Annotated in this window: 12 protein-coding genes; 9 read left to right on the top strand and 3 right to left on the bottom strand. The window is 46.1% G+C overall.

Going from position 1 to position 12,655, the window contains the following annotated elements; genetic code table 11:
- Window positions 1-206 precede the first annotated feature (206 nt).
- Window positions 207-791, bottom strand: a complete 585-nt coding sequence (locus AB4111_RS03470; RefSeq protein WP_442030484.1) for an AAA family ATPase — start codon at window positions 789-791, stop codon at window positions 207-209.
- Between the two features lie 245 nt (window positions 792-1,036).
- Between AB4111_RS03470 and AB4111_RS03465 the strand changes: the two genes are divergently transcribed.
- Window positions 1,037-1,372, top strand: a complete 336-nt coding sequence (locus AB4111_RS03465) for a PadR family transcriptional regulator (RefSeq protein ID WP_167483549.1) — start codon at window positions 1,037-1,039, stop codon at window positions 1,370-1,372.
- Window positions 1,369-2,706, top strand: coding sequence for an FtsW/RodA/SpoVE family cell cycle protein (locus AB4111_RS03460; RefSeq protein ID WP_442030483.1), 1,338 nt, complete (start codon window positions 1,369-1,371; stop codon window positions 2,704-2,706). Before AB4111_RS03465 ends, AB4111_RS03460 begins: the two co-directional genes overlap by 4 nt.
- 43 nt (window positions 2,707-2,749) lie before the next feature.
- On the opposite strand, the gene AB4111_RS03455 is transcribed toward AB4111_RS03460, so the two are convergent.
- Window positions 2,750-4,567: an ABC transporter substrate-binding protein gene (locus tag AB4111_RS03455; RefSeq protein ID WP_442030482.1), complete on the bottom strand. Its 1,818-nt coding sequence runs from the start codon at window positions 4,565-4,567 to the stop codon at window positions 2,750-2,752.
- Between the two features lie 134 nt (window positions 4,568-4,701).
- Here AB4111_RS03455 and AB4111_RS03450 point away from each other — a divergent pair, with 134 nt between their 5' ends.
- The 3 genes from AB4111_RS03450 to yidC all read left to right on the top strand — a co-directional run bounded on the left by AB4111_RS03450 (window position 4,702) and on the right by yidC (window position 7,588).
- Complete coding sequence (locus AB4111_RS03450; RefSeq protein WP_442030481.1) at window positions 4,702-6,321, top strand: DUF4153 domain-containing protein; 1,620 nt, start codon at window positions 4,702-4,704, stop codon at window positions 6,319-6,321.
- Between the two features lie 92 nt (window positions 6,322-6,413).
- On the top strand, window positions 6,414-6,764 hold the full coding sequence (locus AB4111_RS03445; RefSeq protein WP_210107946.1) for a hypothetical protein: 351 nt from the start codon (window positions 6,414-6,416) through the stop codon (window positions 6,762-6,764).
- Window positions 6,701-7,588, top strand: a complete 888-nt coding sequence (yidC, locus tag AB4111_RS03440; RefSeq protein WP_442030480.1) for a membrane protein insertase YidC — start codon at window positions 6,701-6,703, stop codon at window positions 7,586-7,588. Before AB4111_RS03445 ends, yidC begins: the two co-directional genes overlap by 64 nt.
- Before the next feature lie 176 nt (window positions 7,589-7,764).
- Here the strand turns inward: yidC and AB4111_RS03435 are convergent, their stop codons facing one another.
- Window positions 7,765-8,874 (bottom strand): helix-turn-helix transcriptional regulator, encoded by a 1,110-nt coding sequence (locus tag AB4111_RS03435; protein ID WP_442030479.1) that lies wholly within the window; start codon window positions 8,872-8,874, stop codon window positions 7,765-7,767.
- 129 nt (window positions 8,875-9,003) lie between these two features.
- Here AB4111_RS03435 and AB4111_RS03430 point away from each other — a divergent pair, with 129 nt between their 5' ends.
- From AB4111_RS03430 to AB4111_RS03415, 4 genes are all read left to right on the top strand, one after another.
- Window positions 9,004-9,711, top strand: coding sequence for a class I SAM-dependent methyltransferase (locus AB4111_RS03430; protein WP_442030478.1), 708 nt, complete (start codon window positions 9,004-9,006; stop codon window positions 9,709-9,711).
- Window positions 9,695-10,798 carry a saccharopine dehydrogenase family protein gene (locus AB4111_RS03425; RefSeq protein ID WP_442030477.1) on the top strand — a complete coding sequence of 368 codons (1,104 nt, stop codon included), beginning with the start codon at window positions 9,695-9,697 and terminating at the stop codon, window positions 10,796-10,798. Before AB4111_RS03430 ends, AB4111_RS03425 begins: the two co-directional genes overlap by 17 nt.
- 73 nt (window positions 10,799-10,871) lie before the next feature.
- Window positions 10,872-11,165 carry a hypothetical protein gene (locus AB4111_RS03420; protein ID WP_076214685.1) on the top strand — a complete coding sequence of 98 codons (294 nt, stop codon included), beginning with the start codon at window positions 10,872-10,874 and terminating at the stop codon, window positions 11,163-11,165.
- Window positions 11,166-11,243: 78 nt separating this feature from the next.
- A complete protein-coding gene (locus AB4111_RS03415; RefSeq protein WP_442030476.1) occupies window positions 11,244-12,536 on the top strand; it encodes an amidohydrolase in 1,293 nt (430 codons plus the stop codon).
- The last annotated feature ends 119 nt before the right edge of the window (window positions 12,537-12,655 follow it).

Genomic DNA, 12,655 nt, shown 5'->3' with positions numbered 1-12,655 from the left:
TGCGTGATCCCGCAATCGCAGAAGGTGAATAGCGAGTTGCGAATGATCTTGAACATATGAAAAGATGATCTTGAATATATGAAAAAGAGGTATTTGTCATGATGGACCCAATGGGGGTCTCGACAAATACCTCTTTTTGTTTCGTCTTTTTATTTTCCATGTGAAGCGACATATTGCAAAGGAATTGTGATGTGAATTTTATAAAGCTACTCGTACATCCGTCGTTCAAGTTCGGCATAGGCAATCGCAGGATCATCACTGGAATTGTCAATATAAGCGACGGATGAAGCTTGGAGGGGCCATGCTACTTCTTTTCGGACGAGAGAAGCTTTAAAGGCATCCCAGTTTGCAAGTTTCCATTCATCCAATGGAGATTGTCTTGCTGTGATCCGTTTGTGATACAATGCTTCATTCTCCAAATAAATATAAGCCACCCGCACATCCGTATCTTCCAGAGAACGTGCAATTCGTGCAAGTTCTTGAGCAATCCAATCCGGGGTACCGATTTCTTTAGTAAATGGCCCCACAACGATCGTATCGATACCCAACTGAACGTTATCCAGAGCGGCGTCCATGGTAATACGATATCCAAGATCACGGCACAACTTCTTGTATTCAGGCGAATCTCGGTCGGATGGATCAAGTCCCTGAAGGGTCATGATTGCCTCAGCCGCAGGACGAAGCAGAATATCCATATCGAAGAAAGCCGCTTTATGTTTACGGGAAAGGGTTTTGGCAAGGGTGGTCTTGCCACTTCCGGCCCCGCCGAGAAAGAAGATTAGTTTGCTCATGAATGTAATGCCTCCTTAGCTAGATTCAAAAAATAAGATATGTAATTGAGTTATACGAATAGATAGATTCATCATTAGAGTACGTGAATGAAAGGACTTGTTTATTTTAACATAAATAAAGAAGCATGTTAGCTAGACAGAAAAGGAAGGATAAGGTAATATCATACCTAGTTGTTCTATGCATAGGTTTCCGATGTATATGATCAGAAGAGATTTAAAAGTATGAAAAGGAAGGAGTGAGCGCGTTGCAGGTTAACAAACAAATGATTAAGGGTAGTACCGAGACACTAATCCTAACTTTATTGAAGGAACGACCGTTGTACGGTTATGAATTAATTAAGGAATTACATCGTCAATCTGAGGGTGTGTTTAATCTGAAAGAGGGCACGTTATATCCTATTTTGCATGCTATGGAGATTGAAGGATGGGTAGAGTCGTACTGGATGGAGGTTGAAGGCCGTAAACGTAAATATTATTCGATTCGTGACAAGGGCATGGAGGCCTTAGAAAGTAAAAAAGCGGAGTGGAATTTGTTCCGTAGAGCTGTGGATCGGGTGCTTGGGGAAGGAGGCCTGACATGACGAATCGAGATGAACGAATTCAGCATTATCTTGATCACATGTGTGTTCAGGTTAAAGCTCGCGAAGTACATAACGACCTGCGTGATGAGTTGGGAAACCACATGGAAGAGATGATTTTGGACAAAGAACAAGAAGGTTATTCAGAAGAAGAAGCAATTGCATACGCCATTGAACAGATGGGCGATCCAGCTGTTGTAGGCAAGAGTATGCATCGGTTACATCGTCATCGAATGCATTGGGGGCTGTTAACGGGACTTTCCAGTTTGCTAATCATAAGTCTGCTGCTGACGTGGATTTATACGACAAATATCTCTGTTGAAACCTTTCAGTTCTTGTATAAAAGTCATTTGATCTACACTATTTTTGGTTTAGTACTGATGGTGTTTTTGATGTATTTTGATTATCGGAAATGGAAAAAAGCTGCTTGGTGGATCTATATTTTGTTAAGTGGTATGTTGTGGATTAATCCGCTGGTATCACCGTTTGATCATGGTGTACAACGGTTCTGGAGCATATTTGGGTTAACCATTGATCTCACGACGATATCCATGTGGGTATTGCCCCTCGCCATAGGCGCGATTATGCTGGATAAGCTGCGTACTAAGTGTGACGTACAATCCGTCTCAACTTATATTCTTCTTGTGGCTTTGCCGTCTTTTAGCCTGTTACAAGCTTCAGATTGGGTACGATTGTTTCCATTCGGAACGGCAACTATTATCTTGTTTGCCTGGATTACACAAAAATGGCTTTATACATTTGTAGGGGCTGCAATTGCGGGACTTGTCACTATGATGCAATTGTTTTTGAGTGGTGAGTACAGGCGGTTTGAGAGACTCACTGCCGTGTTTAATCTCCAAAATGACCCGCTAGGACATGGTAGCTATAACCAATCAATTATGAGTATTCTTCATTCCGCCGGATGGTGGGGAAACGGTTCTGACACGTCTTTTGACCACTTTAAAGGATTTTATATGGACTATCCCGGTGTAATGCTTATTGATGTATTTGGTTGGCTAGCAGGCATAGTGCTTTTGCTTGGAATCGTATGGTTTCTTGCTAGTATGCTGAAAATGTTACCTCGTGTACTCGATGAATTTGGTCGTATGATCGTGTTCAGTATTACAATGATGTTTGTATTGCAAATGTTTTACTCGCTGGCGATGACTACCGGAAAGGTTCCGATTGTTAGCGTTACATTCCCTTTTATTGGATTTGGTTCTCATCTGATCTTAGAATACGCCATGATGGGTTTACTGCTTGGAGTATATCGACGTAAAGATACCATTTCATTAAGAAGCCAACCGAGACAGCCGATCACGACCATATCAAAATAAAATAGACACGTGATCGGATGGTATAAGTAATATAATACGATGTTTAATCTAACGGATGTGATCGTTCGTCAGAAGGAAACCAGATATGACGCAGGTTCACCCAGCCCTGGCTGTTGAAAGATAGGCCACGAACCGAAGGCAAATAAGCGGTTTCTACTGGCTTTTCGGATAAATGGAACAGTAAATTCTGATCAACCAAGAATTGTTCAATTCGGTCTAATTCAGAAGTTCGATCTGCTGCAATCGGAGAGGCGATAATGGTTTGCAACATCTCATGAATCGTTATACGAGCAGAATCTTCCAGATGCTCAGACAACGTGGAATAAAGATCATATCTGCGCAGTTCTTCGTCTCTGTCCCGAATCAGAGAAAAGAGAATCAGATCAGATTCCAGCCGCAGATCTCCTTTGAACTGCTCCATCGTGCCTGTGCGGACGGTACAGGAGTAACCGCACTGCTCCAATATAGATGCCAGTTGTTGGGCATCCCTGCGATATTGTGGAATGGTTGCAATGTGCAGGGATACGGCTCGAGTGGCACTGAGTCGTTGAGATATATGGTTACATCCCTCCGAATGTACCTGGACCATCTGGGTACTCACTTTACTAAAATCAGGTACCACGACCTTAGACTCATCTGCATGTCGGTCATCTTTATACATTTCAGCAAGGCATGACTGGATGTGTGCTCTTACTACCGGATCGTTTAACGGTCCGGTTTTTTGCGTATTACACGTGAGTAATTTATGAACCATCACCCCTGCACTAATCTGTGTCCAGTCTGCACCCGTAGAAGAAGACGGATTATGAACAAGATGGAAGAACGGAGTTTCGATATCTTGACTATCATCCATTTTGGCCGAGGCACTCCACGGAATTTGCAGGATATCTACCCGGTCCATATGTGCTCTACCCTGAAAATACGATGAAAAAGCTTCAAGTCTGCACAAGTGATCATCCCAGGCAATGACCTTGAACGGTCCCGTCCCGACAGGTTTTTGCATTCCATGTGGATCACCCGCATGATTCATCTTCTGTTCGTGTGTTCCCGGTGAGGGGACAATCGCCGCACGACTTGTTGTAAGAAAGGACAAAAACAATTCGTGAGGTTTTTTAAGCCGGAAACACACGGTTAAGGGACTGACCGCTTCAATAGATAGAATCTGTTTACTCACATCACGGTACAATGTCCGACGATCTGTAGATTGCAGCCGTTCAAATGTATGCACAATATCATGAGACGTCAGCATCTGACCATTGTGAAATGTAATGCCTTTTCGTAAATAAAACGTCCAGGTCTGTCGGTCTGCACTGACATCCCAAGTATGAGCGAGACAGGGGAGAATCCCGCCTTTTTCACCACGTTGAACCAACCCGTCAAAGACATGGCTAGTAACAAAGGATTCAGCCAACAGATTAATGTACAGCGGATCAAGCGCATGAAGCTGTTGGCGCAGGGGCAACCGAAGCGTATCAATCTGCTCATTATTGGTGCCGGCTTCTGTATGATGTCCCGAATACCCAAGCAACCACTGGTTTAGATAATCCTGCATGGTTGTTGAACTGGAGAATGCACTCACCTGCTCGGCAGCTTCCTGCAATTCACGGCGATTCATGGCCTGCATCATGTATTCAGCAGCGATTTGGTCAGCCGGGATGAGTAAGGTCAGTGAAGAACGCCGACCGCGGCCACGCTGGGATACCCAACTTATCCAGTCATGGGCAACCATCTTTTTGACAATCGTTAATGTATTACGATGCGTGCATTCGAGCAATTCAGCGAGATTGGCGAGTGTAAGTTCATGTTCTGTATGGTGACCGTAATGACGATGCAACAGCAGGTATTGCTGATGTAATTTCAAGTGTTGATTCCCTCCTGGAGGTGAACTCTGATGTATTCCTCTAAAATAAGAAGTTTTATCGATTTTAATTTCTATTTATATTCCTATTTTATCATCTAGAATATAGCATAGAAAGGTTAATGGAGGTTTTTCCCATGATTGATAAAATAATGGCTTCACCGCAACGCGCTCTAATCACGCTACTGTCAGCATGGATACTTGCTATCATTCACCAGTATTTATTCTATGGTAATGATTTGGGCGTATCGTATCCGATCTTTGTCATTCTCTTTTATGTGTTTATGTATCTGTTTGCACGGGACCGTATGAGGTCTTTCCAGTGGATTGATGCATTTGTAGCGGGTGTTGTGCTGTTATTGTCGCTAACGTTCCTGTTTTATGACAATGAACTGTTCCGTGTTCTTAATTTCCTGGTTGTACCCGGCGTAATTATCTTACATATGACCTATCTAATGGGCAGAAAACGGAAGCAGTGGTGGGAGATCGGGTTAATCGGTACGGCAATTGACCATCTGCTGCCTCAAGCTATACGTCATTGGGGGACTGTTGCGGCCCTTGCTGTGAGAGCGGGCGGGCGTGGCATGGGCAAATCACAGAAAACGGTTGTTTTCAAAGTGCTCATCGGCCTTGTGGCATCCTTGCCTATTCTTGTTGTCGTCATCGCGTTACTGTCTTCTGCTGACGGGGTCTTCGACCAGTATTTAGCCGGTTTTCCGGAGTGGTTGAATCAGCTGGCTTTTACCCCAGGGATACCGAGAATCATCTGGATTGTCATTGCAGGTGTAGTTCTGTTCAGTTATGTATGGGGATTTGTACAGCCAATGCAATATGAGGCAGAGAAGAGGGCGAACGCACATTGGAAAAATGGCGCAGCATCCGCGTCGAATACGCGTGATCATATGCAGGAAGTCTCTCCTGTGAACGCGACTACTGAAGGTCCGTTTACGAATAAGATTACACCCGAGCCCGAACGCAATCCGGTTCATCGGGAACCATTCAGATTGGACCCTATCATTGTGGGGACGATGCTAATCGTTATTAACTGTGTGTACGTTCTGTTTGTGCTTGTACAATTTTCGTATCTGTTTGGTGCGGGAGAAGGACATCTTCCGGTAGATCTGTCTTACGCAGAGTATGCGAGAAGTGGGTTTGTGGAGCTGATTCTCGTCACCGGTATTAACTTTTTAATCCTTATTGTTGCGTTGCAATACACCCGTTCGAGTGGCAAAGCGGGTTCCATCGTGCATCAGGTACTGCTTCTGATTCTGGTCAGCTGTTCAGCAATTATGTTGTATTCCGCGTTTATGCGGCTAAATCTTTATGAGCAGGCATATGGATATACGTACATTCGCTTCCTGGTACACGCATTCATGATTTTCCTCGCACTCCTGTTGCTGATTGCTGGCCTTCGTATACGCTACACGTCCATACCGCTGATCCGCTGGTATATTGTGCTTGCACTCACTGCATATGTTGCAGTCAACTATGTGGGCATGGATAATCGGATTGCAGCACTGAATATTGAACGTTATCATCAGACTGGCAATATTGATGCAACCTACCTGGCGAGTCTGTCGGCAGATGCAGTCCCGTTACTTCGAGAGTTTGCATTGCAGGAGTACCCGGATCTCAAGAGGGAAATGCTGGAACGTCAAGATTACCTGGACATGGATAGATCAGATCGCTCCTGGCCTTCTTATAACGTAGCAAGACACAGAGCTGAGCTAGAGTTGTCCAAATTGAGAACGGAATAACTGAATAATAGTTGGTTTCACGTACGGATTTATGCAAAAACAATATGTAAGTGTTATAATATAAAAACTAACCTATAAAGGGGGTGAATCCCTTGTTTGAACTGCACGAGTTATTACCATATTTATTCTCGATTGGACTCATCTTCACCGTCAGTTATGCCTACATTGCCCATCTTCATTGTGGCATGACCGAGTACTGGGTGGAAGGTGGCGTCGGTGGTGGACTTGAACCTGTACTTCCCGCCCTGTGTTTGGACAGACAGCACAGACAGGAAGACTGGAGCCGCATGATTAGACGAAGAGAAGCGCCCGATGAAGATGAACCAGATTGTCATTCCTCGTTGAACGATTGGTCAACAAATCAACGAGGAGGATATATATGGAACATAAGACGAACAAGGGGTTCACTTTTACATCGGGCAAGGGACGGATCTATGGCCTGATTGCAATTTTGTTTGCAGTCATGCTGCTTGCCGGATGCAGCAACAACGTGTCGGAGATTACTTCATCGACACCGGGATTTTTTAACCACTACATTGTGTTTCCACTGTCGTATCTGATTCAGCATATTGCCACCATATTTAATGGAAGCTATGGGGTCGCGATTATCGTGATTACGCTGGTCATTCGTCTAGCACTGTTGCCGTTGATGATGCGTCAAGCGAAGTCCCAGCAGGGAACACGAGTCATCATGAATGCCATGAAACCCGAGATGGATGCACTCAAGAAAAAATATGAAGGCAAAAATGACCCTGCTGATAAGCAAAAGCTGTCTCAGGAAACGATGGAGCTATACAAGAAGCATAACTTCAATCCGCTGAATATCGGTTGCTTGCCGATGCTCATTCAGTTACCTATTCTGTCCGGTATATACACTGCGATCCGTCTTACACCGGAGTTGTCCTCCCACTCGTTCCTTTGGTTCAAACTCGGTGCGCCGGATTACGTGCTCGCTGTGGTGGTCGCGGTCATTTATCTGATTCAAGCGAAGGTATCCCAAGCTAATATGGCGCCTGAACAGCGAAAACAGTTTGCCATTATGGGATATCTCTCCCCATTAATGATGGCATTCTTTTCTCTAACAGCCCCTGCAGCCATGCCGCTCTATTGGACGGTTGGGGGTTCGTTCCTGGTACTACAGACGTTATTATTCCGCAAGATGTACCCTGTAGAACACCCGCAGGAGCCTGTAATAGTGGAAGTGAGTCAGAAAAAGAATAAAAAATCTGGTTCATCCAAATCTACTCGGAAACCTGCAAAGTCGTAGGAAAAGATATGGACGTAATCATTGCATCGTCAAGATATTTAGTACGAACGTGTTATACGTTGCAAAAGCCTAAGAAAGAAGCCGATCCTTTAGGATCGGCTTCTTTGTATTCAAGAAACGAAGTAGATTAAATGTACTCGCATTCTATTGAGCAGCTATTCCTCTGTTCTGTCACGTCATATTGCCGGTTCATTCGACAGTTGGAAACGGGAAACGAAATACCAGATGAGCTCGCGACGTGAGGATACCTTGGTTTTGGCGAAAATCGATTTCAAATGATCCTGAACGGTGTAGACAGAAATATGCATCGCTGCAGCAATCTCTTTGGACGAATAGCTGCGAAGCACATAACCCAGCAGTTCCCGTTCTCGACTGGATAATCCATGGCTCTCGGCAAGCAAGGGCAGCAAATCCTGCGGCATCGCCTGCTCCAAACGGATGGCAATCTGATCCGGTCCCACGAGTTGTTGCATAAGACTGGCATGAAGTATGAGGTAACGGCCATCCGGAAGCTGGATACAGACTTTGGAGGGCGATTTGGGAGTGAGTTGAGTATCGTCAGCCTGTTCTACCCGATTCTTGCGCTGCAAGTGCGAACTCACTGCACGTACCGGACGGGGCAGAACATCCGGCCCTATATGTTCCAGCATACGCAATTGGGACAGCCAATACTCTGCCGGGGCGTTCAGGGATAAGAGCTGGAACGTATCCGAGGTGATCATAATCCCGGGTTCCTCAGGACTTCCACTCGTGATTTCCTCCACAAGGGTCAGACTTGTGGACCGCAACATCGATGCAATCGAAGCAGTCCAGGTCTGAATCAGCAACCGTTCTTCTTCTGTAAAAAAAGAATTCTCAGTCTTGCGATACAGCGTCAGATATCCCCAACAAGCGTCTCCACTGACGAATACGGCGCGCAGTTCATCACCGAACCCCGCTGGCTGAAGAATGTTGATATAACGTGGGCTTTGTTCATACTGTGCGTTCATGGCCGTGTGAAGTGTAGCTGTATGTTCACCGCTGCGAATTAACTCAGCGTATTTATGTATATCTTCTTCCATGTATTCATTGATGAATAACCGATCATGAATAGCTTCAATGCCTTCTTCTGTCACAGCTCCAGTGGTGAGAAGAGTCAAAGGATCAACGGTGGTGAAACAGTATGCGTCGTACGGTACAAGCGATTGGATCTGTTTGAGAACAGCTTCCCGGTAGGTACGTGAGGTCCAGGTTCCTTTTTCAAGAGAAGTGATAAGTCTGTGGCTCCGGTCAATAGGTGATGTCAACAAGGTTTCTCCTCTCTCTATGTGAATATCCCAATGTTCTGGGATTGTAGGCTCAGCGTATCCTTCTATAATGAAATTAGACGAACAACGAGTCAAGTCTAACTTCAATTCAAGAGGAGCGCGGTGCCCATGAATCACAATCCATCACCGATGAGCTGGGAAACAGCAGATGTTCATCGTTACGAACAATCGATAGCCTTGAAAATTCCGGGTTATTCTCATATGCATGATCTAATGGAACGGCTGCTTGCAGCATATTTTGCGGATAACAACGAAATTCATATACTTGTTGCTGGAGCTGGAGGGGGAAAAGAATTAGCTCTGATGGGTTCACGCCATTCCAACTGGATGTTCACGGGAGTAGATCCTTCGCTGCCGATGCTGCAACTTGCTGAGAAACGAGTCGCGGAAGCGGGTATTGGCTCCAGAGTGACGCTGCAACCTGTCACGGTTGAAGCATTGCCGGAGGATATTTTATATGATGGGGCGACAAGTATGCTCATGTTGCATTTCCTTCAAGGGATGGAGGCCAAAAGAACGTTTCTGACCGACCTTGCAGCGAGACTTAAACCGGGTGCACCCCTAATCATTGCGGCTGTAAATGCCGATCTTCGTTCACCTGCACATTCAGTCATGATGCAAGCTTGGAAGGATCACATGTTGAGTGCAGGTGTGCTTCCTGAAGAGTGGGAGCGTTTTGCTGCTTCCTTGGGCCGTGAATCCGATCCAATATGCTCTGAAGAGATGACTCAGCTACTGACCGAATGCGGTTTCTCACATATTACAAGTTACTTCGGGGCGTTCTGGGTGGAGGGGTATTATGCAATTCGAAACTAACGTGAAGCCTATGAAAGATCAGATCTGGGTCGTTGGCGGTTATGGTCAAGTAGGGCAGATGATATGTTCTCAACTGGGGAAATTGTTCCCGGGTAAAGTATGGGCAGCAGGTACACGCATGAACCGTGCGGAAGAATTCAGCAGGTCTACTGGTGGTGCGGTACTGCCGCTACAACTGGATGTGACCAAACCTGTGGAGCCGTCCATGTTACGGTCTGTGAAGCTGGTCATCATGTGTGTCGATCAGAGTGATACCCGGTTTGTTGAATCCTGTGCACAAGCCGGAACCGATTATATTGATATTTCTGCAAAGTACGATTTTCTCGCTCAGGTTGAACAGCTGCACACCACAATGCAACGTTCCCAATCGACCGCGATCCTCAGCGTTGGACTATCACCGGGAGTAACGAACTTGCTTGTACGCGAAGCGACCATGCATATGGATCAGGTGGAGGAAGCAGACATTACCGTGATGTTGGGACTTGGAGAGAAACACGGAAAAGCAGCCGTGGAGTGGACGGTTGATCAGATGAATGCCACCTACCAAGTGATGCAAAAGGGCAAGCCTACGGAGGTGCAAAGTTTCGGGGATGGCAAAAGGATCGATTTTGGAGCGGAATTGGGGAACCGGAAGGCGTATCGATTTAATTTTTCGGACCAACACGTGGTTGCTCGAACCTTACGTATTCCAACCGTATCGACCAGACTATGCCTGGATTCCCGCTGGATCACAACATCCATGGCAATTTCCAAACGTGCAGGGTTGTTTTCCCTGCTGCGTATCCCGTCTATTCGTAATGGAACAGTGAAAGCCTTTGGTCTTATTCCTGGAGGAGAGCCGATGTATGCGGTCAAGGTCGATGCCGTAGGATGGGAAAATGGGGAACAAGTCCGCGTCGAACAATTGCTTGTTGGCGATAAAGAAGCAGATGCGACAGCCGCCGTGGCAGCAGCCGTGGCCGAACACGTATATAAAACAGAGTCAGCGTTGCCACATGGTGTGTTTCATATTGAACAGGTCCTCTCTTTACAGGACATTCAGGATGCGCTTCATACGCCTCTACAGGTGACGACCCAGATCACCTAGTTTCAATTCTTTTGCTGGTACCCTCCGATCTGCTATGATGGAACAATAATCATGGCATGAATGGAGGGAGATCATGAACTGCGTTGCTGTATTACCTTATTACAAAGTGCAGAGAGAAGTGACGGGTCTCGCCCAAGAGATTGAGATGAATGCCCGTTCGATGATTCTGTATTCAGATAAAATCGTGACCAAATACCGCGAGTTCAACATTACGGAAGTGTTTGATATGTCATTTCGCCGTATGGGTGATGAAGGTGGATTTTTCTATCTGCACACGAGCACTGGAGTATATCCATATATGGTCGAAATCGATCCCAAACCTTTTATACAAAGTTTCAGAAAGATGACGATTCAAAAATTAAAATGACTTGACCTTGCCGTTACGTGAAGGCTTAACCTCGGATATGGAAGGAACGATAACTAATCCAGAGGAGCCGTGAATGTAATGAGTATACTGATCCAGCAAGCTACGATCCTAACAATGAAAGATGCCGATGCCCCCTTTACGGGGGATATTCGTGTTGAAGGAGATTGCATTACGCAGATTGCTGACCACATTTTGCCTCAACCGCAAGATGAGATTATCGATGGCCGCCATAAGATCGCCATGCCGGGTCTGATTAATGCCCACCAACATACGCCAATGAGCCTGCTCCGGGGATTCTCGGATGATCTGAAGCTGATGGACTGGCTCGAACGCAAAATGTTGCCTGCCGAAGCGCAGATGAACCCGGAAGATATCTTTTGGGGAGCCAAGTTATCCATCGCCGAGATGATCCGTTCGGGTACCACTGCCTTTGCCGATATGTACATTCATATGAACGAGATTGCCGAAGTGGTGAAGCAAACAGGTATCCGGGCATCGTTGACACGAGGAATGGTATTCATGGAGGACGATGGGGGACGCAGGTTGCAGGAAGCGATCGATCTTGTAGAGCGCTGGTCTGGAGCCGCCGATGGGCGAATTACAACCATGTATGGACCGCACTCTCCCTACACTTGTCCCATGGAGCCGCTCCGTGAAGTCATTGCCATGGCTGTCGCGGAGGATATCCCGCTGCATATTCATCTGGCTGAGACAAAGGAAGAAGTCGTGAAGATTCGAGAGCGTTATGGCATGACACCGACAGAATATTTGGAAGAAGCAGGGATGTTCGAACAGGCACATGTCCTACTTGCGCATGGCGTACACCTTAATCGAAGGGACATCAGCAGATTGAAGGGTATGCGCGGTGGTGTAGCACACAATCCGGTCAGCAATCTGAAGCTGGGGTGTGGAATTGCTCCGATTACCGAGATGTTGGCCCAGGGGATTAACGTGGGGATCGGAACCGATGGAGCGGGAAGTGCCACAACCGTGGATATGTTCGAGGAGATCAAAGCGGCGACCTGGTTGCAAAAGCTGGATTATGGCGATCCCACGCGCTTGCCAGCCAAAAACGTTCTACACATGGCTACACGCGGAAGTGCTAGTCTGCTGGGCCTACAGGATGAAGTGGGTGTACTTGAGGTGGGGCACAAAGCGGATCTGATCCTGATCGATCTGGTGAAACCACATCTTCAACCAGTACATGAGGTAGAGTCGCTACTGGCTTACAGTGTAAATGGGGCGGATGTGGATACCACGATTGTGAACGGTCAGATCCTCATGCAAGGCAGGAAGTTGTTAACGATTGATGAGGATGAACTCTACCGTGAGGTGAAGGTTAGAGCAAAAAGAATTGTTGAGGGAATTTAATTTTTAGTGAATTTAATCCAAACTGGAAAAATATTTGTGCTCAAAACGCTATGGAGGCTTACTCCATGGCGTTTTTTGTCGAATTATAACTGGGAATAGTTCTATGGTCCTGTTCAGAA

The organism is Paenibacillus sp. 2KB_22 (assembly GCF_052115745.1).
In the GTDB taxonomy this organism is placed as follows: domain Bacteria; phylum Bacillota; class Bacilli; order Paenibacillales; family Paenibacillaceae; genus Paenibacillus.
This window is presented reverse-complemented; position numbering and strand designations above follow the sequence as displayed.